At 75.3% G+C, this 23,078-nt stretch carries 18 protein-coding genes; 8 read left to right on the top strand and 10 right to left on the bottom strand.

Annotation, left to right across the window (positions count from 1 at the left end; all coding sequences use genetic code 11):
- Positions 1 to 36 precede the first annotated feature (36 nt).
- Entirely contained in the window at positions 37 to 903 is an 867-nt protein-coding gene (locus tag ACIQGQ_RS17215; RefSeq protein ID WP_402396303.1) for a phosphotransferase enzyme family protein, read from the top strand.
- A 25-nt stretch (positions 904 to 928) separates the two neighbouring features.
- Here ACIQGQ_RS17215 and ACIQGQ_RS17210 read toward each other — a convergent pair whose 3' ends face one another.
- On the bottom strand, positions 929 to 1,660 hold the full coding sequence (locus ACIQGQ_RS17210; RefSeq protein WP_402396301.1) for a 3'-5' exonuclease: 732 nt from the start codon (positions 1,658 to 1,660) through the stop codon (positions 929 to 931).
- A 122-nt stretch (positions 1,661 to 1,782) separates the two neighbouring features.
- Positions 1,783 to 3,015, bottom strand: a complete 1,233-nt coding sequence (locus tag ACIQGQ_RS17205) for an SAV2148 family HEPN domain-containing protein (protein WP_402396299.1) — start codon at positions 3,013 to 3,015, stop codon at positions 1,783 to 1,785.
- A gap of 330 nt (positions 3,016 to 3,345) precedes the next feature.
- Between ACIQGQ_RS17205 and glgX the strand changes: the two genes are divergently transcribed.
- The gene (glgX, locus tag ACIQGQ_RS17200; RefSeq protein ID WP_402396296.1) at positions 3,346 to 5,496 is read left to right on the top strand and encodes a glycogen debranching protein GlgX; all 2,151 of its coding nucleotides are present in this window, start codon (positions 3,346 to 3,348) and stop codon (positions 5,494 to 5,496) included.
- A 78-nt stretch (positions 5,497 to 5,574) separates the two neighbouring features.
- Positions 5,575 to 7,992, top strand: coding sequence for a malto-oligosyltrehalose synthase (gene treY, locus ACIQGQ_RS17195; protein WP_402396293.1), 2,418 nt, complete (start codon positions 5,575 to 5,577; stop codon positions 7,990 to 7,992).
- Here treY and ACIQGQ_RS17190 read toward each other — a convergent pair.
- Both ACIQGQ_RS17190 and ACIQGQ_RS17185 read right to left on the bottom strand, forming a co-directional pair.
- The gene (locus ACIQGQ_RS17190; protein ID WP_402396290.1) at positions 7,979 to 8,965 is read right to left on the bottom strand and encodes a cytochrome P450; all 987 of its coding nucleotides are present in this window, start codon (positions 8,963 to 8,965) and stop codon (positions 7,979 to 7,981) included. The genes treY and ACIQGQ_RS17190 overlap by 14 nt on opposite strands.
- Before the next feature lie 217 nt (positions 8,966 to 9,182).
- Complete coding sequence (locus ACIQGQ_RS17185) at positions 9,183 to 9,752, bottom strand: DUF1707 and FHA domain-containing protein (RefSeq protein WP_366289210.1); 570 nt, start codon at positions 9,750 to 9,752, stop codon at positions 9,183 to 9,185.
- A gap of 197 nt (positions 9,753 to 9,949) precedes the next feature.
- On the opposite strand from ACIQGQ_RS17185, the gene ACIQGQ_RS17180 reads away from it, so the two are divergent.
- Positions 9,950 to 10,903, top strand: a complete 954-nt coding sequence (locus ACIQGQ_RS17180; RefSeq protein WP_402396287.1) for a GNAT family N-acetyltransferase — start codon at positions 9,950 to 9,952, stop codon at positions 10,901 to 10,903.
- Between the two features lie 103 nt (positions 10,904 to 11,006).
- On the opposite strand, the gene ACIQGQ_RS17175 is transcribed toward ACIQGQ_RS17180, so the two are convergent.
- Both ACIQGQ_RS17175 and ACIQGQ_RS17170 read right to left on the bottom strand, forming a co-directional pair.
- Complete coding sequence (locus ACIQGQ_RS17175) at positions 11,007 to 11,975, bottom strand: alpha-L-fucosidase (protein ID WP_402396284.1); 969 nt, start codon at positions 11,973 to 11,975, stop codon at positions 11,007 to 11,009.
- A 2-nt stretch (positions 11,976 to 11,977) separates the two neighbouring features.
- Positions 11,978 to 12,109 (bottom strand): hypothetical protein, encoded by a 132-nt coding sequence (locus ACIQGQ_RS17170; protein WP_402396281.1) that lies wholly within the window; start codon positions 12,107 to 12,109, stop codon positions 11,978 to 11,980.
- Positions 12,110 to 12,295: 186 nt separating this feature from the next.
- Between ACIQGQ_RS17170 and treZ the strand changes: the two genes are divergently transcribed.
- Entirely contained in the window at positions 12,296 to 14,062 is a 1,767-nt protein-coding gene (gene treZ / locus ACIQGQ_RS17165; RefSeq protein ID WP_402396279.1) for a malto-oligosyltrehalose trehalohydrolase, read from the top strand.
- A 17-nt stretch (positions 14,063 to 14,079) separates the two neighbouring features.
- On the opposite strand, the gene ACIQGQ_RS17160 is transcribed toward treZ, so the two are convergent.
- The 3 genes from ACIQGQ_RS17160 to ACIQGQ_RS17150 form a co-directional block, all read right to left on the bottom strand.
- Positions 14,080 to 15,207: a M24 family metallopeptidase gene (locus ACIQGQ_RS17160; RefSeq protein ID WP_402396277.1), complete on the bottom strand. Its 1,128-nt coding sequence runs from the start codon at positions 15,205 to 15,207 to the stop codon at positions 14,080 to 14,082.
- Positions 15,208 to 15,304: 97 nt separating this feature from the next.
- The gene (locus ACIQGQ_RS17155) at positions 15,305 to 15,961 is read right to left on the bottom strand and encodes a LuxR C-terminal-related transcriptional regulator (RefSeq protein WP_402396274.1); all 657 of its coding nucleotides are present in this window, start codon (positions 15,959 to 15,961) and stop codon (positions 15,305 to 15,307) included.
- A complete protein-coding gene (locus ACIQGQ_RS17150) occupies positions 15,949 to 17,238 on the bottom strand; it encodes a sensor domain-containing protein (RefSeq protein ID WP_402396271.1) in 1,290 nt (429 codons plus the stop codon). Before ACIQGQ_RS17150 ends, ACIQGQ_RS17155 begins: the two co-directional genes overlap by 13 nt.
- 191 nt (positions 17,239 to 17,429) lie before the next feature.
- Between ACIQGQ_RS17150 and ACIQGQ_RS17145 the strand changes: the two genes are divergently transcribed.
- The 3 genes from ACIQGQ_RS17145 to ACIQGQ_RS17135 all read left to right on the top strand — a co-directional run bounded on the left by ACIQGQ_RS17145 (position 17,430) and on the right by ACIQGQ_RS17135 (position 22,074).
- Complete coding sequence (locus ACIQGQ_RS17145) at positions 17,430 to 18,116, top strand: ABC transporter ATP-binding protein (RefSeq protein ID WP_402396894.1); 687 nt, start codon at positions 17,430 to 17,432, stop codon at positions 18,114 to 18,116.
- Positions 18,113 to 20,692: an ABC transporter permease gene (locus ACIQGQ_RS17140; protein ID WP_402396268.1), complete on the top strand. Its 2,580-nt coding sequence runs from the start codon at positions 18,113 to 18,115 to the stop codon at positions 20,690 to 20,692. The genes ACIQGQ_RS17145 and ACIQGQ_RS17140 overlap by 4 nt, the downstream gene beginning before the upstream one ends.
- Before the next feature lie 140 nt (positions 20,693 to 20,832).
- On the top strand, positions 20,833 to 22,074 hold the full coding sequence (locus ACIQGQ_RS17135; protein ID WP_402396265.1) for a Na/Pi symporter: 1,242 nt from the start codon (positions 20,833 to 20,835) through the stop codon (positions 22,072 to 22,074).
- Between the two features lie 33 nt (positions 22,075 to 22,107).
- Here the strand turns inward: ACIQGQ_RS17135 and ACIQGQ_RS17130 are convergent, their stop codons facing one another.
- On the bottom strand, positions 22,108 to 23,040 hold the full coding sequence (locus ACIQGQ_RS17130) for a LysR family transcriptional regulator (RefSeq protein ID WP_402396262.1): 933 nt from the start codon (positions 23,038 to 23,040) through the stop codon (positions 22,108 to 22,110).
- Positions 23,041 to 23,078: the final 38 nt, after the last annotated feature.

Here is a 23,078-nt window from a genome sequence, read left to right as displayed (position 1 = left end):
GTCAAGGACGCCTGCGCGGGTGCGAAAATCGCAGACATGAACGAAATGCTTGCGCGCGAGGTGCTCGCCGCAGCCGGCCTGTCCGGCGGCGCGGAACTGCTCGCGCTGGGGGAGAACGCGGTGTTCGCCGTCGGCGGCCTGGTGGTCAAGGTCGGCCGGGACGCCGCGCGCCACCCGGAACTGCGGGAACGGGCGGAGCGCGAGGTGGCCGTCGCCCACTGGCTGGCCGACGCGGGCGTCCCGGCCGTACGGGCGGCGGAGCCCGCGGCCCGGCTGGTCGAGGGGCACCCGGTGACCCTCTGGCACCGGCTGCCCGAGGCCGTACGCCCGGCCGAGCCGAAGGACCTGGCCCCACTGCTGGCCCAGGTGCACGCGCTGCCCGCCCCGGACGGCTTCACCCTGCCGCGCCGCGAACTGCTGGGCGGGGTCGAGCGGTGGCTGCGACTGGCGGGCGACGCGATCGACCCGGCCGACGCCGCCTATCTGCGCGAACGCCGGGACGGCTTCGCGGCGGCCGCCGCCGCGCTGGTCCCGCATCTGCCGCCGGGGCCGATCCACGGCGACGCGCTCACCCGCAACGTGCATGTGGGCCCGGACGGCCCGGTCCTGGTCGACCTGGAGACCTTCTCCGCGGATCTGCGCGAGCACGACCTGGTCGTCCTGGCGCTCTCCCGGGACCGGTACGGGCTGGCGCCCGAGGCGTACGACGCGTTCACCGCCGCGTACGGCTGGGACGTGCGCGCGTGGGAGGGGTGCCCGGTGCTGCGCGGGGCCAGGGAGACCGCCAGCTGCGCCTGGGTGTCCCAGCACGCGCCGGCCAACCCGAAGGCCCTCGTGGAGTTCCACCGCCGGGTGGCCTCGCTGCGCGACGACGACCCGACCGTGCGCTGGTATCCCTTCTGATCCGGGGGTCCGGACCGGGAGGGCGTCAGCCGGCCGGAACCACGGCCGGGCGGCGCAGCGGCCAGTCGCCGTCCACCACCGCGTCCGCCGTGCCCTTGCGGCGCAGGAAGCTCTGGAAGTCCGCCGCCCACCGGGCGTACCACTCCACCTGACGCTCGTGCAGCTCGGCGGCGGACATCCGGGCCACCGAGCCGTGCCGCCCGGCTATCGCGTGGGCCACCCGGACCGCGGCCAGCGCGTCCGCCCCCGCGTCGTGGGCGCCGCCGTGGACCACCCCGTACTCGACGCAGACCGCCTCCAGGGTGCGCTTGCCCTTCCGGTAGCGGTCCACGGCGCGGTCGATGGTGTACGGGTCGATGACGGGGCCGATCCCCGCCCCGCCCAGCCGGTCGCTCAGCGAGGGCAGTCCGTGGCGCCGCAGCTCGGCGGTGAGCAGCGTCAGGTCGAAGGCCGCGTTGTACGCGACGACCGGGACGCCCCGGCGCCAGTGGCCGGCCAGCGTCTCGGCGACCTCGTCGGCGACCTCGCGGACCGGGCGGCCCTCCGCCGCCGCGCGCTCACTGCTGATGCCGTGGATCGCCGAGGCCTGGGCGGGGATCAGGACCCCCGGATCGGCCAGCCAGGTGCGCTCCCGCGCGGGCTCCGCGCCGCTGCTGCCGACGCTCACGACGGCGGCCGTCACGATGCGCGCCTCCAGCGGCTCCGTGCCCGTCGTCTCCAGGTCGAAACCGACCAGCGGCTCCCGGTCCCAGCTCATCGGGTACCTCCTTCGTTGCTCCCCCATGTGGTGACCACCCTCGCACGCACCACTGACAGAGCTCCCGGGCCCCCTCGCCGACGGCGCCCGGGGCCACCCGGGGCGGCCCGGGGAACGGCCTGTCAGGAGACGGGCCGCGAGTCGGCCCAGACCGACTCGAACTCCTCGCGGTACGTCTCGAACAGCCCGTGCTCGTTCTCCTGCCCGGCGCGGAACACCGCCCGTCCGCCGCCGCGCAGCACCAGCACCGGTGCCTCCATGCCGCGTGCGCGCCGCAGATAGGTCTGGACGACCCCGACCGCGTCCGTGCCGTCGCCGTCCACCAGGTAGGCCGTGAAGCGCGGGGTCTCGTCGAAGACATGGATCTCGAAGGCGCCCGGGTCGCGGAGCTTGGAGCGGACCCGGCGCATGTGGAGGATGTTCATCTCCACCGACCGGCTCAGTTCGCCCTTCTTCAGCCCCAGCTCCCGCTCCCGGCGCTTGACCGCGCTGCTGGCCGGGTTGATGAAGAGCAGCCGGACGCGGCAGCCCGACTCGGCGAGCCGGACGAGCCGGCGGCCCGAGAAGCTCTGCACCAGCAGGTTGAGCCCTATGCCGATCGCGTCGAGCCGCCGGGCACCGCCGAAGAGGTCCTCGGCGGGCAGCTGGCGCTGGAGCCGCACCCGGTCGGAGTGGACGGAGACCACGTCCGCGTACCGGTCGCCGACCAGCTCCTCCACGGCGTCGACCGGCAGCCGGTCGGCCGACGGGACGGCGGCGCCGCTGCCGAGGATCTCCAGGAGCCGGGCGGAGGCGCGCTCGGCCTGGGCGAGGACCGGCTCGTTCAGGGCGCGGTTGCGGGAGACCACGTTGCGGGCGACCTCCAGCTCGTCGAGGGCCAGCTCGACCTCGCGCCGGTCGTCGAAGTACGCCTCGAAGCAGGGCCAGTGCTGGACCATCAGCTCGCGGAGCTGGGGCAGGGTAAGGAAGCTGAGGACGTTGTCGTCGGCGGGGTCCAGCAGATAACCCTTGCGGCGGGAGACCTCGCGCACGGCGACGGCGCGCTGCACCCATTCCTGTCCGGCGGGGCCGGCGGCGGCCACCACCCAGTCCTCGCCGTGCACCGGCTCGTAGATCGGCCGGAGCACCGCGGCGACCACGGCACGCAGCCGCTGCTCCACGAGATTCAGCCAGATGTAGGCCCGGCCGGCCCGCTGGGCGCGCATCCGGACCTCGCTCCAGGCGTCCGCGCCCCAGTCCAGCTCCGCGCCGATCTCCACGGGCTGCACAAGCGATACCGCCCCTGGGGGGACATCGGTGGATTCCCCCTCGTGACCTGGGTCACCTGGGGGCAGCTCGAAGCCTCCCGAGCTCACCCGCGCACCGCCTTCCACTCCCCCACCAACGATCAAGGAAGGGTACTCCGGGAGCGGGATCCGGTGCAGCAGGATGCGCATGCTGCTTCGTCAACTCACCAATGACGCAGGCTTGTTCCCAACGGCGGGATCGGCCGGAGTGAGGGGATTCATAGTGATTAAGCACCCCATCCCGCCCCGGGGGCCGGGCGGGGGCGCCGTCCCGGGGGCCGGATCACGGTTCCGGGCGACACGAAGAGGCCCGATGTTGACCGGACCGGGTGACGTCCTAGGTCGGCGCACTTCTTTCGGGAAGGATCTGCCCTGATCAGAGGTGGAGGAGTCGAGCCCATGCAGGTCTGGCCGGGACAGGCGTATCCCCTCGGCGCCACGTACGACGGCGCCGGGACCAATTTCGCGGTCTTCTCGGAGGCCGCCAGACGGATCGAGCTGTGTCTGCTCCACGAGGACGGTTCCGAGACGGCGGTGGAGCTCAGGGAGACCGACGCCTTCGTCCGCCACGCCTATCTGCCCGGGGTGATGCCCGGTCAGCGGTACGGGTTCCGGGTCCACGGGCCGTACGAGCCGGAGCGCGGGGTGCGGTGCAATTCGGCCAAGCTGCTGCTCGACCCGTACGCCCGCGCGGTGGCCGGTCAGGTCCGGTGGGGCGAGGCGGTGTACGGCTATCCGTTCGGCCGGCCCGACGCGCGCAACGACCTCGACTCGGCGCCGCACACCATGTCGTCGGTGGTGGTCAACCCGTACTTCGACTGGGGCGACGACCGCAGGCCCCGGACGGACTACCACCGCACGGTGATCTACGAGGCCCACGTCAAGGGGCTGACGATGCTTCACCCGGCGCTGCCGAAGGAGCTGCGCGGCACCTACGCGGGGCTGGCCCATCCGGAGGTGATCGCCCATCTGACGGAGCTGGGGGTCACGGCGATCGAACTGATGCCCGTCCACCAGTTCGTCCAGGACCACCGGCTGGTCGACGCGGGGCTCGCCAACTACTGGGGCTACAACACCATCGGCTTCTTCGCCCCGCACAACGCGTACGCGTCCTGGGGCGACCGGGGCGAGCAGGTGCTGGAGTTCAAGCAGGCCGTGCGGGCCCTCCACCAGGCGGGCATCGAGGTGATCCTCGACGTGGTCTACAACCACACCGCGGAGGGCAACCACCTGGGGCCGACGCTCTCCTTCCGGGGGCTGGACAACGCCTCGTACTACCGGCTCGCGGACGATCCCCGGTACTACATGGACACCACGGGGACCGGGAACTCGCTGCTGATGCGGTCGCCGCACGTACTCCAGCTGATCATGGACTCGCTGCGGTACTGGGTGACCGAGATGCATGTGGACGGCTTCCGCTTCGATCTGGCGGCCACCCTGGCCCGGCAGTTCCACGAGGTGGACCGGCTGTCGTCCTTCTTCGACCTGGTGCAGCAGGATCCGGTGGTCAGCCAGGTGAAGCTGATCGCGGAGCCGTGGGACGTCGGCGAGGGCGGCTACCAGGTGGGGAACTTCCCGCCGCTCTGGACCGAGTGGAACGGCAAGTACCGGGACACCGTGCGGGACCTGTGGCGGGGCGAGCCCCGGACCCTGGCGGAGTTCGCCGGCCGGCTGACCGGCTCGTCGGACCTGTACCAGGACGACGGACGCCGCCCGCTCGCCTCGATCAACTTCGCCACCTGCCACGACGGCTTCACCCTGCACGACCTGGTCGCGTACAACGACAAGCACAACGAGGCCAACGGCGAGGGCAACCGGGACGGCGAGAGCCACAACCGGTCCTGGAACTGCGGGGCCGAGGGCGAGACGGACCGGCCGGAGGTGCTGGAGCTGCGGGCCCGGCAGATGCGGAACTTCGTCGCCACGCTGATGCTCTCGCAGGGCGTGCCGATGCTGAGCCACGGCGACGAGTTCGCCCGTACCCAGCGGGGCAACAACAACGCGTACTGCCAGGACAGCGAGTTGTCCTGGGTGCACTGGCCGGATCCGGCCGACGGCGGGGGCGCCGGGGAGGACGACGGCCCGGCGGCTGGCGGCAGCCTGCTGGAGTTCACCCGGGCGATGGTCTGGCTCCGCCGCGACCATCCGGTCTTCCGCCGCCGCCGGTTCTTCCACGGGCGCCCGGTGCAGGGCACCCATGACGAGCTGTCGGACATCGCGTGGTTCACCCCGGAGGGCGGGGAGATGACGCAGCGGGACTGGGAGGCCGCCCATGCCAAGGCGCTCACGGTCTTCCTCAACGGGAACGCGATCTCCGAGCCGGGGCCGCGCGGCGAGCGGATCCACGACGACTCGTTCCTGCTGATGTTCAACGCGGGCGACGGGACGCTGGAGTTCCGGGTGCCGGTGGACCACGGGCGGCAGTGGCTGCTGGTGGTGGACACGGCGCGCCCGGTCGGGATCATGCCCGGTTCGGGGCCGAAGGTGGCGGCGGGCGAGCGGGTGACGCTGGTCGGGCGCAGCATGGCGGTGCTCCAGCGGCCCGCGTAGGGGACGGGGACACCGCCGGTCGGGCCCTTTGCGGCGTTCTCTGTCACAGATGCCGCCGGGCCGGGTACGGACGACCGCATGACGCCCACCGCCACCTACCGGCTCCAGCTCCAGCCCGACTTCCCGTTCGCGGCCGCCGCGCGCGCCGTGCCCTACCTCGCCGAGCTCGGCGTCTCGCACCTGCATCTGTCCCCCGTGCTGGAGGCCGTCCCCGGCTCCCGGCACGGCTACGACGTCGTCGACCCCGGCCGGGTGCGCGGGGAGCTCGGCGGCGAGGCGGGGCTGCGGGACCTGGCCCGCACGGCGCGGGCGCACGGGCTCGGGCTGGTCGTGGACATCGTGCCGAACCACATGGCGGCCGACCCGCGCCACAACCGCGCGCTGCGGGAGGTGCTGCGCGAGGGCCCCTCCTCGCCGTACGCCCGCTGGTTCGACATCGACTGGGCGGCGGGCGGCGGGAAGGTGCTGCTGCCGGTGCTCGGCCGCCGGATCGGCGAGGAGCTGGACCGGTTCCGGGTGGACGGGGAGGTACTGCGCCTGGACGGCCAGGAGTTCCCGCTGCGGGCGGGGACGGCCGGTCTGCCGCTGCCGGAGCTGCTGGACGCGCAGCACTACCGGCTCTGCTGGTGGCGGCTGGCCCGTACCGAGCTGAACTACCGGCGGTTCTTCACGGTCTCGGGGCTGATCGGGGTGCGGGTGGAGGACCCGGAGGTGTTCGCCGCGACCCACGCCACGATCCTGGGGCTGGTCCGGGACGGGGTCGTCGACGGGCTGCGCGTCGACCATCCGGACGGGCTGGCCGACCCGGCGGCCTATCTGGAGCGGCTGTCGGCGGCCACCGGGGGGCGGTGGACGGTGGTGGAGAAGATCCTCACCGGTGAGGAGCACCTGCCCGCCGGGTGGGCCGTCGCGGGCACCACCGGGTACGACGCGCTGCACCGCGTCGACGGCCTGTTCGTCGATCCGGCGGGCGCGGCCGAGCTGGTCGGCCGCTACCGGGAGTACGCGGGCCCGGCCGCCGACCGGGGCGGTGACTGGACGGCGACCGTCCGCCGGGCCGCGTACGAGGTGGTGACGGACGAGCTGGCCGCCGAGACCGCGCTGCTGACCCGGCTGGCGGTACGGATCTGCGCGGCCGATCCCGCGCTGCGCGACCACGCGCCGTGGGCGCTGCGCACGGCGGTCCGGGAACTGCTGGTCCGGGTGCCGGTCTACCGCCCGTACCCGGATTCCCCGTCGGCCCAGGAGGCGTTGCCGGAGGCCGCGGTGCGGGACGCGAGGGCGGTCTTCGCGGTCGCGGAGGAGGCGGCGGCGGTCGAGGTGGTCCGGGGGCTGGCGCTGGGGCGGCCGGGCGGGGGGCCGGAGCGGGCGGCGTTCCGTGCCCGGTTCGCGCAGACGGCCTCGGCGCTGCGGGCCAAGTCGGTCGAGGACACGGCGTACTACCGGTACACGCCGCTGGTGTCGGCGAACGAGGTGGGCGGCGATCCTGGGCGGCCCGCGGTGGCGCCGGAGGACTTCCACGCCTTCTGCGCCCGGCTGGCCCGCGACTGGCCGTCCACCGGCACGGTGCTGACCACCCACGACACCAAGCGGAGCGCCGACGTACGGGCCCGGATCGCGGTGCTGACCGAGTGTCCGCGGGCGTGGTCGGAGCTGCTGACCGAGCTGGAACGGGCCGTTCCGGCGGCCGCCCCCGACGCGCAGTTCGCCTGGTCGGCCTGGCAGACGGCGGTGGGCTGTACGGGGCTGCCGGACCATGAGCTGGCCGGGCGGATGGAGCCGACGCTGCTGAAGGCGGCCCGCGAGGCGGGGCTCTTCACCAGCTGGACCGGGTCGGACCGGGGCTACGAGCGGGCCGTGACGGACTTCGTCGCGGCCGGTCCGGCCGGGGCGGGCGGGCCGGTGCGGGAGGCGCTGGAGCGGTTCGGGCGCGCGCTCGCCCCGTACGTCCGGGCCAATGTGCTGGGCGCGGCACTGGTGCAGCTGACGATGCCGGGGGTGCCGGACGTGTACCAGGGCACCGAGCGGGAGTACCTGGCGCTGGTCGACCCGGACAACCGGCGGCCGTTCCGCGAGCCGGACGGGGAGGCCGGGGGCGGCGGTCTCGGGGACGAGAAGGCCCGGCTCACCTCGGTGGCGCTGCGGCTGCGGCGGGAGCGGCCGGAGGTGTTCGGCGCGTCCGGTGCGTACGCCCCGCTGGAGGTCCGGGGTCCGGCGGCCGCGCACTGTCTGGCGTTCTGCCGTTCCGGCGAGGTGGTCACGGCGGTGACCCGGCTGTCGTCGCGGCTGGCGGAGTCGGGCGGCTGGCGCGGTACGGAGCTGGTGCTGCCGGACGACGGTGTGTGGGCCGATCTGCTGGCCCCGGGCCGGAAGTTCTCCGGGGGTCCGGTCGCGGCGGCCGAGCTCTTCGCCGAGCGGCCGGTGGCGTTGCTGAGAGCGTGTCGGGTGACCTCCGACCGGGCGGAGGTCGCCCGACAGGCTCTCAGCCGCTGGTGACGAGCAGGGTCCGCGGGCCGCGGGTGAGCAGCCCGGTGCGGGCCGGGCGGAAGCCGTCGGCCCAGCGGAGCCGGGGCATCGCGTCGAGCAGGGCGCACAGTCCCAGCCGGGCCTCGGTCCGGCCGAGCCGGACGGCCGGGCAGGACTCGGGGCCGGTGAGGACGCGGTCCTGGTCGGTGCGGAGGGGGTCGAAGAGGTCGGGGGCGGCGAACCGGTCCGGGTCGCGCCCGGCCGAGCCGGTCAGGCAGGCGACGTGCGCCCCGGCGGGCAGGGTGCCGCCGCCGAGGGCGACCTCGGTGGCGGTGCGGCGGAGCACCACCTGGACCGGTGGGTCGCGGCGCAGCGACTCCGCCCAGGCCGGGTCGGCGAGGGCGGGTTCGGTGCGCAGGGCGGCGAGCAGGTCGGGGGCGTCCAGCACATCGGCGAGGAAGGAGGCGAGCGCGGTGCTGCGCAGTGCGGTGTGGCGGGTGCAGGGGCTGTGGCCGAGCCGGTCGGGGCTGCGGCGGGGGCCTGTTCCGGTGGCCGCGCCGAGGGGCAGCCAGCGGCAGAACTCCTCGACCAGGTCGGCGTGTCGGCGGGCGGCGATGCGGCGGGCCAGTACGTGGGCGGTGCGTTCGATCCGGGCGGCGGTGCGGGGGTCCGGGGTCGTGGTGAGGTCCGGGGCGGCGCCGGGCGGGCGGGGGTCGGCGCACTGCGGGCCGCCGTGGCAGAGGCCGAGGGGCGCGGGGCCGCCGCGGGGTGCGGCGTCGTGCGGGAGGCCGGTGAACCGGGGGTCGGTGAGGGCGGTGACCACGTCCGCGTACCGGCTGACCAGCCAGACGCCCAGGGGCTCGTCGTAGCTGAGCGGGTGTCTCTCGCGCAGGAGCCGGTAGAGGCGGTGCGGGTCGTGGGCGGTGCCGGGGGCGAGGAGGCTGGGGCCGGGGCGTGGTCGGGTGGCCGGTGCGGATATGCCTCCTGGCGCGTCGGCCTGCATCCGTGCTCCCTGGGCCGTCCCTGTTCGGACCGTGCCGGGGGCTCGCGGACCCCGGCACGCACCGGACCCCGCTCCCCGGTCCGGCCCGGTCCGCGAGACGGTCCGGGGCCGGGGCGCCGGGGTGCGGCGCGGTTCCCCCAGGGGACCACCGGCGGGGCCGTGGCGCAGTCGGCGTACGGCCGTCCGGGTGAGCGCGGCCCGGGGCCTGTCCGGTCGGTCAGCCGGGGGGTGTGGGGGCGGGGGCGGCGAGGCAGAAGCTCATCCGGCCGAAGCTCACCTGGTCACCGGCGCCGACCGGGACCGTTCCGGTGACCCGGCGGCCGTTGACGCAGGTGCCGTTGGTCGAGCCGAGGTCGCGCAGCAGCCAGCCGCCGCCGGGCGCCGCGATGAGCTGCGCGTGCATCCGGGAGACGGTCTCGTGGTTGAGGCGCAGCCCGTTCCCCGGATCGCGGCCGATCTGCAGGGGGTGCGGGCTCGGGACGGGGAGCAGGAGTTTGGGGAGCCGTTCGTTCCGCCAGACCCGGCGTATCCGGCCGGGGAAACCGGAGACCCCGCCGACGACCCGGAGTATCCGCTGCGAGAAGCCGCTCTCGCCCTCCAGGTCGGCGGTGAGCGCCGCCAGTTCCTCGGGGCGGCGGGCGGTGAGCGCCAGCTCCATGCGCCGCATGAAGGTGTCGTGGGACAGCTTGCCCTGCGCGGCGCCGTCTCTGAGCACGCCGAGCACGCGGTCGCGCTGGGCGTCGGACAGGCGCACGGCGTGCGTGTGGGGCTCGAAGGAGGACGTCACGCGGTCAATTGTCGGTCCGACCTCCCCGTAGTGTCCAGAAACGGTCCGGTCGTCCGGGCTCCGGCCGGCTCGCGCCCGGCCATGGGGCCCGCGCCCAATAAATCCCCGCGCACGGGCCGGGGCGTGTTGCTACTGTCTGCCCCCGCAGACCGCCCGGCGCACGCCGGGCGGCTTTCCGGCCCGCTCAAGGAGCATGCATGACACCTGCGCCGCAGGAACTGACCATCCGTCCGCTCACCGACCCGCAGGAACTCGCCCTGTTCCAGCAGTTGTCGTACGTCTTCGACCACGAGTTCGACGACGATCTCACCTCGGGGCGGCGGCGACCCGAGTGGATGTGGGTGGCGCTGCGCGGCGAGCGGCTGGTGGCCCGGCTCGCGTGGTGGACCAACAACGGCGAGACACCTCTCCTCCTGGACGTCTTCGACCTGGACGACACGGTGCCCGAGCCGGAGCGCGGGGAGGCGGGGCTGCGGCTGCTGGAGACGGCGACGGCGGCGGTCGTACCGGCCGGGGCGCCGAGGCCCGAGTACGGGCGCTTCGTCCCGGCCGACTGGCGCGAGGACCCGGCGGCCCGGGAGATCGTGGAGGCCCGGATCCGGGTCATGGAACGCTCCGGCGCACGGATGCTGGTCGAGCGGCTGCGGCTGGAGTGGCGGGCCGGGACGCCGGTCCCGGAGGACGGCGGGCGGCTCCGGTTCCGCCCGGTCGCCGACCGCGAGGACCTCCTCGCGCTGATGACCCCGGTGATGGAGGGCACCCTCGACGCGCACGGCCAGGCCGACCTGGCCTCCGGACTGACCGCCCGCGAGGCCGCCGAGAAGCACTACGACGAGGAGCTGGCGCACTACCGCACCCCGCGGGCGTGGTGGCGGATCGCCGAACTCCCCGACGGCCGGCCGGTCGGCTTCGTCATACCGGCCCGCAACAACTACAACCCGATCATCGCCTACATCGGGGTGCTCCCCGATCAGCGCGGTCACGGATACATCGACGACCTCCTCGCCGAGGGCACCCGCGTCCTCGCCGCCCAGGACGACGTGGTGCGCATCCGGGCCTCCACCGACCTCGGCAACGTCCCGATGGCCCGGTCCTTCGCCCGCCTCGGGTACGTGAACTTCGAGCGCTCCTTCGACATGGTCTGGGACTGACCCCGCGCGGAACGGACGCACGCGCGGCCGGCGTTCCGGCCGGGGCCAGGACCATCGGCGGCCGGCGGTGGCTGGGCCTGACCCCCGGTCGGCCCCGTCCGCCTCAACCGCCCGTAGGTCCCGGCCCGGCGTCCCGGGCCGCCCCCTCCAGCCGCCTCAGCTGCTGGTCGGGGATGGCCGCGTCCTCACCGCGCGGCCCCACGGCCAGCAGCCGCCCGCCGCCCCCGTCCGGCCCCACCCCGACCGGGTCCGGTCCGGACGGGGAGTCGCGGTGGTGGCAGGCGCCGCTGCCGTCGCCGGGGATGAGGCCGTACGGGGGCCTGGCGCCGGGGAGCCGCAGGGACCGGTACGGGGTGAGCGGCCGGTTCAGGACACCGCGCGGGACGACGAAGCGGTAGTACTCGGTGAGCCGCCGCACGTCGGTGTCCGTGCCGGGCCAGACGGTGTCGTTCCAGAGGAGATCGGGGCGGTAGCGGCGGATCAGCTCGCGCAGCTGGGCACCGGCGTACGCGGGGTAGTCGCCGCGCGGGACGGCCGCGCGGGCGTGCGCGGCGGTGCCTATGGGGCGGGCGTCGAAGGTCCAGTCGAGTCCGGCGGAGTAGCAGATCCCCAGCCGCATCCCCTCGGCGCGGACCGCCTCGGCGAACTCGCCGAGCACGTCGCGCCGGGTGTGCCAGCGGGCCCGGTGCGGGTTGGTGACCGTGGAGGGCCAGAGGCAGAAGCCGTCGTGGTGCTTGGCGACCAGGACGGCGTAGTCGGCGCCCGCCGCGCGGAAGGCACGGGCCCAGCCCGCCGGGTCCCAGCCGGTCAGGGCGTCCTGGAAGTCGCCCCCGAAGGAGGCGTACGGGCGGTTGCCGTAGGCCGCGCGGTGGTGGGCGGCCACGGGGCTGCCGGGGAACCGGAGCCCGTTCTCGTACCACTCGGCGTGCGGCGTCCAGGCCAGTGGCGCGCGGCGGGCCGCCGCCGGGAGCCGGTCGGCCGGGACGCGCGTCGGGGCCCAGCCCGGCACGGAGGCGGGCGTCCAGTGGACGAAGATCCCGAGTGCCGCCCGGGACCACCACGAGTCGGCCATGCTCAGCACCCCGCACCGTCCGTGGCACCGCTCTTCCGCGCGCGGCCCGTGGCGCGGCACCAGTCGTACGGGTCCTCGGGGGTGCGGGCGCGGTGGCCCGGGTGGGAGCCGGGCGGGAACGACGGCACGGTCATCTCGGCCTCCACAGCCGTACGAGGAAGTGCGGATGGATCAGAAAGTGCGTATTGATCAGAACCTGAGGGGGCAGTGATCAGAAGCAGACCCTAATCGCCGGTAACAGCGTGGATCCAGTGCCGTGGGCGGGTGATCGTCGCTGTGCGGTGGAGGGGTACGGGGGCGAGGAGAAGAGGAGCGTCGGCATGCTGTTCGAGGTATGGGCCCCCCGGGCCGGTTCGGTGGAGCTGCGGCTGCGGGGCGGGGCCCTGGCCATGGAGCGGGTCCCCGGGCGGGACGGCTGGTGGGAGGTGGCGGCCGACGCCTCGGACGGGGACCGGTACGGGTTCGTCCTCGACGGCGGAGCGGACGGTTCCGACGGCGTTCGGGTGCTGCCCGATCCGCGCTCGCGCCGCCAGCCGGACGGGCCGGACGGCGAGAGCGCCGTCGTGGACCACGGCCGCTTCGAGTGGCGCGCCGAGCGGCCGGGGCGGGGACTCCAGGACGCCGTCCTGTACGAGCTGCACATCGGCACGTTCACCCCGGAGGGCACCTTCGACGCCGCGGCGGCCCGGCTGGAGCACCTCGCCGCCCTGGGCGTCACCCATGTGTCGCTGATGCCGGTCTGCCCCTTCCCCGGCACCCACGGCTGGGGTTACGACGGGGTGTCGCCGTGGGCCGTGCACGAGCCGTACGGCGGGCCGGAGGGGCTGAAGCGCTTCGTCGACGCGGCGCACGGCCTCGGGCTGGCGGTCCTCCTGGACGTGGTCCACAACCACCTGGGCCCGTCCGGCAACTACCTCCCGGCCTTCGGCCCGTACTTCACCGACACGCACCACACGCCGTGGGGCGCGGCGGTCAACCTCGACGCCCCCGGTTCCGACGAGGTGCGGGCGTACCTGCTGGGCAGCGCGCTCGCCTGGCTGCGCGACTACCGGCTCGACGGGCTGCGGCTGGACGCGGTGCACGCCCTGGCCGACGGACGGGCGCTGACCTATCTGGAGGAGCTGTCGGCGGCCGTGGACTCGCTCGCCGCCGGGCTGGGCCACCCGCTCCCGCTGATCGCCGAGTCCGACCGCAACGACCCCAAAGACACCACCCCCCGCCCGCAGGGCGGCATCGGGCTGCACGCGCAGTGGAACGACGACTTCCACCACGCCCTGCACACCGCGCTGACCGGCGAGTCGCAGGGCTACTACGCGGACTTCGCGCGGGCCCCGCTGGCCGCCCTCACCAGGACCATGACCGGGGTGTTCTTCCACGACGGCACGTACTCCGCCTTCCGGGGCCGCACCCACGGGCGCCCCGTCGACACCGCCCGCACCCCCGCCCACCGCTTCGTCGGCTACGCCCAGACGCACGACCAGATCGGCAACCGGGCCCGGGGCGACCGGCTCGCCGCCGCCCTGTCCCCCGGGCTGCTGGCGTGCGCCGCGGCGCTCGTGCTGACCGGGCCGTTCACCCCGATGCTGTTCATGGGCGAGGAGTGGGGAGCGCGTACCCCCTGGCAGTTCTTCACCGACCACACCGACCCCCGGCTGGCCGAGGCGGTGCGCGAGGGCCGGCGGCGGGAGTTCGCGGCGCACGGCTGGACGGCGGAGCAGGTGCCCGACCCGCAGGACCCGGCCACCCGGGACCGCTCCTGCCTGGACTGGGACGAGGCGGCCCGCGAGCCGCACGCCCGGCTGCACGCCTGGTACCGCGGGCTGATCGCGCTCCGCCGCACCCTGCCCGACCTGCGCGACCCCGACCTGGCGTCGGTGCGCACCGCTCACGACGAACGGGCCCGCTGGCTGCTGTACCGCAGGGGCGAGCTGCGGATCGCGGTGAACCTCGGCGGGGAGCCGGCCGGCATCCCGCTGGGCGGCGGCCGGGGCCGGGTGGTCGCCGCCTGGGAGCCGGTGGAGGCCCCGGGCGGCGACGGGCTGCTGCGGCTGCCGCCGGAGTCGTGCGTCGTACTGGCCGACGGCTGACCGGGCGGTCCGCCCCCCTACTCGACGACCGCCAGCTCGCGGGCGGTGGTGTTGAGGCGCCGGCCGCCGTCCTCGGTGACGGTCACGATGTCCTCGATCCGTACCCCGAACCGGCCCGGCAGGTAGATGCCCGGCTCCACCGAGAAGCACATCCCGGGCACCAGCGGCAGCTCCTCGCCCTCGATCATGTAGGGCGGTTCGTGGGTGGTGACGCCGATGCCGTGGCCGGTGCGGTGGATGAAGCGTTCGCCGTAGCCGAACTCGGTGATGACGGCGCGGGCCGCGCGGTCGATCTCCTGGCAGGCGACGCCCGGCCGGACCGCTTCGCACCCCGCCCGCTGGGCCTCGCGCACGATGTCGTGGACCCGCTGCTCCTCGGCGGTGGGTTCGCCGACGTGGACGGTGCGGGAGGTGTCCGAGCCGTAGCCGTGCTTGAGGCCGCCGAAGTCGAGGACGACCATGTCGCCGCGCTCGATGGTGCGGTCGCCCGCCTCGTGGTGCGGGTTGGCACCGTTGGGGCCGGAGCCGACGACCGTGAAGTCGACCTGGGAGTGGCCGAACCTCCTCAGCAGGTCGGCCAGTTCGGCGGCGATGTCGGTCTCCTTGCGGCCGGAGAACCGCACCTTGAGGATCTCGCCGTACGTGGCGTCGGCGGCGGCCCCGGCTGCGGCGAGCCGCTCCAGCTCGTGGGCGTCCTTCACCGCGCGGAGCATCGGCAGGGCGTCGGTGAGCGAGACGTAGGAACTGTCCGGCAGGGTGCGCTGGAGGCCGAGCAGATGCATCGCCCAGGCGTTGTCGCTGACCGCGAACCGGCCCCGCCCGTCGAGCAGCGGGGCGGCGACGGCGTACGGGTCCTTGCCGTCGGTCCAGTCGCGCAGGGTGAGGGCGGGGGCGCCGACGGCCGCCCCGGCGTCCGGGGCCTCCAGCGTCGGTACGACGAGCACCGGGTCCTGCCCGGCCCGGAGGACCAGCAGGGTGAGGCGTTCGGTGTTCACGGGCTGGTAGCCGGTGAGGTGGACGAGGTCGGGGCCGGGCGCGACGAGCACCCCGGCGAGCCCGGCCCCGGCGGCGGCGTCGGCCGCGCGCTCCATTCGGGCCCGGTAGTCGTCGGCGGTGAACGGTACGGGCTGGCTCTGGCTGGACATGCGGGGACCTCCTGGCGACCTGCGGCACACGGCGTACAGCATCCTGCCCGTCCGGGCGGGCGGACGCGAGCGGACCTGCCCGCCGCCCGACGGGCTCTCAGGCGCCCCGGCCCTCCAGGTAGGCGAGCACCGCCAGGACCCGGCGGTGCACCGTGCCGTCGTCGGGCTCCAGGCCGAGCTTGGCGAAGATCGAGCCGATGTGCTTGCTCACCGCCCGTTCCGTCACGACGAGTTCGGCGGCGATGGTGCCGTTCGCCTTGCCCTGGGCCATCAGCTCCAGCACCTCGCGTTCGCGCGGGGTGAGGCTGCGCAGCGGGGTGGCGGTCGACTTGCGGGTGAGGAGCTGGGTCACCACTTCGGGGTCGAGCGCGGTGCCCCCGGCCGCCACCCGGTCCAGGGCCTGGAGGAACTGGTCGACCCGGCCGATGCGGTCCTTCAGGAGGTAGCCGATGCCCTGGGCGCCCTGGGCGAGCAGCTCGGCGGCGTAGGTCTCCTCGACGTACTGCGAGAGGACCAGGATCGGCAGCTCGGGCAGCTTCTCCCGGGCGGCGAGCGCGGCGCGCAGCCCCTCGTCGCGGAAGGTGGGCGGCAGCCGTACGTCGAGGACGGCGGCGTCCGGGCGGTGCTCCAGGAGGGCGGGCAGCACCTCGGGCCCGGTCGCGGCATCGGCCACCACCTCGTGGCCGGAACTCGTGAGGAGCAGGATCAGCCCCTCCCGCAGCAACGCGTTGTCCTCGGCGATCACGATCCGCACGGCAGCTCCACCTCGATCTCCGTCGGCCCCCCGACGGGGCTGCTGATGCGGGTGGTTCCGTCCAGGGCGGCGATCCGCCGCCGGATGCCGGCCAGCCCGCTGCCGGAACCGCCCAGGACGGCGCCCCCGGTGGCGGGCCGCTCCGGTGTCGTGCCGTACCGTTCCGCCGCGCCGCCGCGCCCATTGTCGCCGATGGTCACGCGCAGGGTGCCGGGGGTGCGCCGCAGGCTCACGGTGGCGGCGGTCGCTCCGCTGTGCTTGCCGATGTTGGTGAGCGCCTCGGCGATGACGTAGTACGCGGCGGCCTCGATGGCGGCCGGGAGTCTGCGCCCGTCCTCGACCCCGTCCAGTTCGGCGGCGACCGGTACGCCCGCGTCGGCTGCCAGGGCCCGGACCGCGCCGCCCAGCCCCCGGTCGGTGAGCACCGGGGGGTGGATGCCTCGCACCACGTGGCGCAGTTCGGCGAGGGCGGCCTCCGCCCCGTCCTGCGCCTCGTCCAGCCGGACCCGGGCGGCGGCCGGGTCGTGGTCCAGGAGCTGCCGGGCCAGGCCGATGCGGAGGGACAGGGCGACGATCCGGGCCTGGGCGCCGTCGTGGAGGTCGCGTTCGATGCGGCGCAGTTCGGCGCCGTGCGCCTCGACCGCGCCCGCCCGGCTCTCGGTCAGCTGGGCGATCCGTTCGGCGAGGGCGCGCGACGGCGAGGTGGTGAGCAGCGCCCGGGTCCAGCTCGCCGACAGGTCCGCGAGGACGCCGTGCCAGCGCAGCACCCAGCCGGTCCGCGGGGGCGGCGGGGTGCCGTACTCGTCGGCGGCCCGCCGGTCGATCAGGTGCAGCACCGTCAGCCCGGCCCCGTCCACCAGCAGCCCGACCGGCCACAGCACCATCGCGAGATAGCCGAGGGCGTTGCCCATGAGGGCCTGGACGGGCAGCCAGAGGGCGTCGCGCCAGACGGTCGGGTCGGTGAGCACCCGCCGTACCCGTTCGGAGAGTTCGCCGCTGTCCAGCGACGGATAGGGGGTGGGGACGAACGCGACGCCCAGCCGGGCCGTCGCCCGGCGCCGCTCCCACTCCGCGCACCGGCGCAGCACCTTGGCGGCCTCCGGCAGCGCGGGCAGCCCGATCAGCACGGCGGCGAAGAGCACCGCGGCCACCACCAGGGCCGTCCCCACATAGGCGAGCAGCGCGACGCCGATCCCGATGCCCAGATAGCGCGAGGCGTCCCAGGAGCGCCGGACGGCGGCGGCCAGCGGGGTGGCGGAGGGCGTGGTGCTGCTCATGACATGCCAGGTTACGGGGGCCCGCGGTACACCCGGAGGGGTACGTGCTCCCCGGCCGTGGTGGAGCGGGCTGTACCCCCGTTCCGGGTATGCGCTCCCTCGTCCCGCCCCGCCCCCGTTCCTAGCGTTGGTACAGGTCACAGGGTGTGCCGTTCGAAGGAGCTGGGGTAGTGGCGGAGACGATGACGGCGATGCGGGGGGCCGCGCTGCGCCTGGAGGCGGTGAGCCGGCGCCACGGCGGGCCGGGCCGGGGGACGGTGGCGCTGGACGCGGTCAGCTGTGTGGTCCCGGCGGGGAGCTTCACCGCGGTGGTGGGCCCCTCGGGTTCGGGGAAGAGCACGTTCCTCCGGTGCGCGGCGGGGCTGGACCGGCCGACGTCGGGGACGGTGCGGATCGGGTCGACCGATCTCGGCCCGTTGTCGGAGGCGGCGCTGACCCGGTTCCGGCGGGACCGGATCGGGTTCGTCTTCCCGTCGCACGCCCTCAATCTGGTGCCGTCGCTGAACGCCGAGGAGAACGTCGTGCTGCCGCTGGTGCTGGCGGGTGCCGGCCCGGCGGACGAGCGGGTGCTGGCCCGGGGACGGGAGCTGCTGGCCCGGGTCGGCCTGGCGGGGCGCGGCGGGCAGGACCCGGTGGCGTTCTCCGGCGGGGAGAAGCAACGGGTCGCGGTGGCGAGGGCGTTGGTGACCGGCCCCGAGGTGGTCTTCGCGGACGAGCCGACCGCCGCGCTGGACCCGGCGTCGGCGGATCTGGTGCTCGGGCTGCTGGAGGACGCGGTGCGGATCGACGGCCGTACGGTCGTGATGGTCACCCATGACCCGGTGGCGGCGGGCCGGGCGGAGACCGTGCTGACGATGGACGGCGGCCGGCTGCGATGAGATCGGGGAAGAGGGAGAAGACCGGGGCCGGGGCGCGGGCCGGGATGCGACGGGCCTCGGAGTTCCTCGCCCGGCGTTCGCTGGCGGCACGGCGCCGGTCCTGGGCGCCGGTGTTCGCGGCGACGGCGGCGGCCGCCGCGCTGGTCGGCGCGTTCGCGCTGGTCGTAGGCGTGCTGCTGGTGGCGGAGCCGCCGGTGGGGCGGTACGCGGGCACCGACGCGGTGGTGGTGGCCGAGCAGCGGGTGACGTACACCGCGAAGCCGTGGGGCAGCGAGCCGAGGACGGTGACGGCGTATCTGCCGGAACGGGTACGGCTGGAGCGTTCCGTGGTCGCGCGGGCCGCCGCCGCGCCCGGGGTGGCGCGGGCCGTCGCGGACGACACGGTCCCGGTCACGGCGGCCGGGGCGCGGGGCGCGGCCCCGGCTCTCGGCCGGTCGTGGGCGGCCGCCGCGCTCACCCCGTACCGGCTGACGGCCGGGCGCCCGCCCCGGTCGGACGCGGAGGTGGTCCTGGACGGGGCGCTGTCGGCGGCCACCGGGAGCCGCGCCGGGGACCGGGTGACCCTCCAGACGGACGGGGCGCCCCGGACGTACACCGTCAGCGGGATCGCCGACGGCGGCGGCCGGTCCGGTGGCTCCCCCGCCGCCTTCCTGACCGGACGCCGCCTCACCGCGCTGGCCGGGCACCCGGGAACGGTCGACGCGGTCGGGGTGCTGGCAAGGCCGGGAGTGTCGCCGGACGCGCTGCGGGCGTCGCTGGAACGGGCCTGGGCGGGCCGGGACTCCGGCGCCCCGGCGGTCCGGGTGCTGACCGGCGCGGAGCGCGGGCGGGCCGGGCAGCCGGACGCGCTCGCCGCCCGGGACGAGCTGCTGCCGCTGCTCGCCTCGGTCACCGGCACGGTCTTCATGGTGGCGCTCCTGGTGATCGCCACCACCATCGCCCAGGCGGTCCATCAGCGTTCCGGCGAGCTGGCACTGCTGCGGGCGGTCGGGGCGACGCCCCGTCAGCTCCGGTCGGCGGTGGGCCGCGAGGTGGGCCGGGTGGCCGTCGCGGCGGCGGTGGCGGGCGGGGCCGGGGCGGTGCCGCTGGGGCTGTGGATGCGGTCGCTGCTGGCCACGGACGCGCTGCCGTTGCCGGTGCCGTGGTGGCTGCCGCCGGTCGCGGCGGTGGTGGGCGGGGCGGTGGTCGCGCTCGCGGCCCGCCCGGTCGCGGTGCTCGCGGCCCGGTCCGGCACCTCGGCCCGGCCCGCCGCCGCGCCGGACGCGCCGGGGAAGGTCCGGACGGCCGCCGGGGCGGTGCTGGCGGTGTCGGGGCTGGGGGCGGCCGGGGCCGCCACGGCGCAGGGCGGCCAGGCGGCCGCCGTGGCCGCTTCGGGGGCGGCGACCTCGCTGGTCGTCGCGGTGGCGCTGCTCGGCCCGTGGATCGCGCGCGGGGCGGTGCGGGTGGGCGGGGCGCCGGTGCGGTGGCTGGGCGGGGTGTCCGGGTTCCTGGCCGCGCGGTCGGCCGCCGCGCACCACCGCCGGCTGGGGGCGGCGATCACCCCGATCGTGCTGGCCGTCGCGTTCGTCTGCGTACAGCTGGCGGCGGGCGCGACGCTGGAACGGGCCGCCGGCCGGCAGGCCGCCGCCGCGCTGCGGGCCGGTCTGGTGGTGACGGGCCCGGCCGCCGGGCTGCCGGACGGGGCGGTCCGGGCCGTACGTGAGACGCCGGGGGTGGCGTCGGCGACGGGGGTGCTGCGCTCCACCGTCGTCCTCGCCCACCAGGAGCTGGGCGACCCCAGGATCGACCGGTTCCCGGTGCTCGGGGTGGCGGCGGACGGACTGGCCGGCACCCTCGACCCCCGGGTCGTCTCGGGCGACCTGGCGGACCTCACCGGCCGGGACACCGTGGCCGTCGGCACCGACCGGGCCGGGGACCTCGGCGTCGGCCCCGGCGACACCGTACGGCTCCGGCTCGGCGACGGGGCCCCGGTCCGGCTCCGGGTGGTGGCGCTGTACGAACGGGCCCTGGGGATCGGCGAGTTCCTGCTGCCGCGCGAGGCGCTGGCCGGGCATGTCGACATCCCCCGCGACCGCTCGGTGCTGGTCCGCACGGCGGACGGCACCCCCTCTGCCGCCACCGCCGCCGCGCTCCGGCGGGCGCTCGCCCCGTACACCGGGGTGACGGTCGGGACCGCGACCGCCGACGACGTCCGGATCGCCCCGCCGGTACCGGCTGGGGACGACGCGGTCACCGTGGTGGGGGTCTGGGTGATCGGCGGGTTCGCGCTGTTCGCGGTGGTGAGCACGTTGTCCCTGATCACGGTGGGGCGCCGCGCCGAGCTCCGGCTGCTGCGGACCGCCGGGGCGGGACGGGGGCAACTGCTCCGGACGCTGGTGCTGGAGACGGGGCTGGTGACGGTGGCCGGGCTGGTGGTCGGCACGCTGGTCGCGGCGGTCCCGCTGACCGCGTTCGCGGTGTCGGCCGCCGGTTCGGCGCCGTACCTGCCACCGGTGGAGTACGGACTGCTCGCCCTGGCCGTGACGGTCGCGGCGGGGGCGGGGACGCTCGGGCCCCTGGTACGCCGACGGGGGTGAGGCGTTCCGTCCGGGGCGGGGCACGGCGGCAGGTGGGGGCGGGAACCCGCCGTACCGACGCGCCCCGGCCCCGGCCGCCCCTCGGACACGCACAGCGACTGGTCACGTACGCCCTGGTCAGGAACTCGTAGTCTGGGGTCATGGCGGAATCCGTGTCCGACAGCGGGCCGGACGGCAGAGATCCGGAGCGTGGCGCCTCCCGGCGGCCCCCTTCAACAGGCACGGACCCCGGGGCCGGGGACGGCGCCGTCCAGCTCCCCGTCTGGGCCAGGGCTCTCGGCTGGTGCGGAGTCGTCGGGCTGATCTACCTGCTGATCTGCGCCGTCAGCATCATCAGCCGGGGCTTCGCGGGGCTGGGCGGCGACGCGGCGCACTCCCTGTTCGCCTTCGCCGCGAATCCGTGGGTCGGGCTCAGCGTCGGCGTTCTCGGTACGGTCCTGATCCAGTCGTCGACCACGACGACGGCCATCGCCGTCACCGCCGTGGGCTCGGGCGCCCTGCCGATCCAGGGCGCGATCCCGATCATCCTGGGCGCGAACGTCGGCACCACCGTGACGACGAGCCTGGTCGCGCTGACCTTCATCGGCGACCGCGAGAAGTTCCGCCGCGCGCTGGGCGCCTCGACCGTCCACGACTTCTACAACTGGCTCTCGCTGCTGCTCTTCTTCCCGGTCGAGCTGGTCTGGCATCCGCTGGAGCGCATCAGCGGGGCGCTGACCCGGGCGCTGTACGGGGCCGACTGGCTGCCGAACCCGGCCCATTTCAACGTCGTCCGGGCGGTCACCGGGCCGGTCGAGCACGGGGTGGTCCGCGCGACCTCGCACCTCAGCAGCACCCTCGGCCCGTTCTTCACCATCCTGGTCGGCGCCGTGCTGATCCTGGTCGCCGTCCGCTACCTGGGAAAGCTGCTCAAACTGCTCATGGTCGGCAGGGCCCGCGACGTCCTGATCAGGGCTGTCGGCCGCAACCCCTACCTCGCCATGGCCTCGGGCATGGGGGTGACCGTCGTCACCCAGTCCTCGACCATCACCACCTCCGTGCTGGTCCCCTTCGCCGGAACGGGCATCCTGACACCGGCCCAGGTGTATCCCGTCGTCGTCGGCTCCAACCTCGGCACGACGTTCACGGTGGTCTTCGCGGCGTTCGCCGGCGTCGGCCCGGACGCGCGGATCGGCCTCCAGGCGGCCTTCGTGCACCTGGTCTACAACCTGTTCGCGATCGTCGTGATCTACGTGATCCCGCTGCTGCGCCCGCTGCCACTGTTCTGCGCCGAGGGCCTCGCCCGCCTCGCCGCCGAGCGGCGGTGGGTGCTCGCCGTCTACCTCGGCACCGTCTTCATCGCACTGCCCGCCCTGGTCATCGTGCTGGTCGGCGTGGTCTGAGCCCGGCGTCCGGCGACGCGGGCCGTGCCCGCGTCACGGCGACGCGGGCAGCGGCAGGGCCCCTTCCCGTACCGCGGCGGCCGCCAGGGCGTCGAGCACCGGGGCGATCAGCGGGTGCCCCTCGGCGCCCTGCCGTACCGCGGCGAAGACCCGGCGGGTCGGCGCGTTGCCCTCGACCGGGCGCACCACCACCCCGCCCAGCTCCATCCCGAGCAGCGCGGAGCGCGGCACCAGGGCAACCCCGGCGCCCGCCCCGGCGAGTGCGACCACGGCCCGGAAGTCGTCCGAGGAGTGCTCCATCCTGGGCTGGAACCCGGCGAACTCGCAGGACAGGACCACCACGTCGTGGCACGGGTTGCCGGGGTACGGGCCGATCCAGGCGTCCTTCTCCAGGTCGGCGATGGCCACCTGGGCCCGGCCCGCCAGCGCGTGGCCGACCGGCAGCACCGCGTCGAACGGCTCGGAGTAGAGCGGCACCCGGGTCAGCCGCCGGTCGTCGTCGCCGGGGGCGCCCCGGTACTCCACGGCCACCGCCACGTCGACCTGCCGGTCCAGGACCATCGGGACGCTCGCGTCGCCCTCCGCGTCCTGGACCCGGACCCGGATGCCGGGGGCGGTGCGGCCCAGCTCGGCGATGGCGGGGGCGAGGACGAGACCGATGCCGGTGGCGAACGCGGCGACGGTGACCGTACCGGCGTCCCCCGCGCTGTAGGCGGCCAGCTCGGCCTCGGCCCGCTCCAGCTGGGCGAGGACCGCGTTGGTGTGGCCGAGCAGGATCTCCCCGGCGGAGGTCAGCCGGGCTCCGCGCGCCCCCCGCTCGACCAGCCGGTGCCCGGTCTCCTGCTCCAGCGCGGCAAGCTGCTGGGAGACCGCGGAGGGGGTGAGGTAGAGCGCGGCGGCGGCCGCGGTCACCGTGCGGTGGTCGGCCACCGCACGGAGGACACGCAGCCGCCGCACATCGATCATGCACCCATTGTCCCAGGTCACGGCGGATGCCCCGACCT

The organism is Streptomyces sp. NPDC092952 (genome assembly GCF_044754785.1).
In the GTDB taxonomy this organism is placed as follows: domain Bacteria; phylum Actinomycetota; class Actinomycetes; order Streptomycetales; family Streptomycetaceae; genus Streptomyces.
This window is presented reverse-complemented; position numbering and strand designations above follow the sequence as displayed.

Bases quoted from the DNA above. Each gene is read 5' to 3' on its own strand.
- ACIQGQ_RS17215 (WP_402396303.1), top strand. From the start codon at position 37: ATGAACGAAATGCTTGCGCGCGAGGTGCTCGCCGCAGCCGGCCTGTCC.
- ACIQGQ_RS17210 (WP_402396301.1), bottom strand. From the start codon at position 1,660: ATGAGCTGGGACCGGGAGCCGCTGGTCGGTTTCGACCTGGAGACGACG.
- glgX (WP_402396296.1), top strand. From the start codon at position 3,346: ATGCAGGTCTGGCCGGGACAGGCGTATCCCCTCGGCGCCACGTACGAC.
- treY (WP_402396293.1), top strand. From the start codon at position 5,575: ATGACGCCCACCGCCACCTACCGGCTCCAGCTCCAGCCCGACTTCCCG.
- ACIQGQ_RS17190 (WP_402396290.1), bottom strand. From the start codon at position 8,965: ATGCAGGCCGACGCGCCAGGAGGCATATCCGCACCGGCCACCCGACCA.
- ACIQGQ_RS17180 (WP_402396287.1), top strand. From the start codon at position 9,950: ATGACACCTGCGCCGCAGGAACTGACCATCCGTCCGCTCACCGACCCG.
- ACIQGQ_RS17175 (WP_402396284.1), bottom strand. From the start codon at position 11,975: ATGGCCGACTCGTGGTGGTCCCGGGCGGCACTCGGGATCTTCGTCCAC.
- ACIQGQ_RS17170 (WP_402396281.1), bottom strand. From the start codon at position 12,109: ATGACCGTGCCGTCGTTCCCGCCCGGCTCCCACCCGGGCCACCGCGCC.
- treZ (WP_402396279.1), top strand. From the start codon at position 12,296: ATGCTGTTCGAGGTATGGGCCCCCCGGGCCGGTTCGGTGGAGCTGCGG.
- ACIQGQ_RS17160 (WP_402396277.1), bottom strand. From the start codon at position 15,207: ATGTCCAGCCAGAGCCAGCCCGTACCGTTCACCGCCGACGACTACCGG.
- ACIQGQ_RS17150 (WP_402396271.1), bottom strand. From the start codon at position 17,238: ATGAGCAGCACCACGCCCTCCGCCACCCCGCTGGCCGCCGCCGTCCGG.
- ACIQGQ_RS17145 (WP_402396894.1), top strand. From the start codon at position 17,430: ATGCGGGGGGCCGCGCTGCGCCTGGAGGCGGTGAGCCGGCGCCACGGC.
- ACIQGQ_RS17140 (WP_402396268.1), top strand. From the start codon at position 18,113: ATGAGATCGGGGAAGAGGGAGAAGACCGGGGCCGGGGCGCGGGCCGGG.
- ACIQGQ_RS17135 (WP_402396265.1), top strand. From the start codon at position 20,833: ATGGCGGAATCCGTGTCCGACAGCGGGCCGGACGGCAGAGATCCGGAG.
- ACIQGQ_RS17130 (WP_402396262.1), bottom strand. From the start codon at position 23,040: ATGATCGATGTGCGGCGGCTGCGTGTCCTCCGTGCGGTGGCCGACCAC.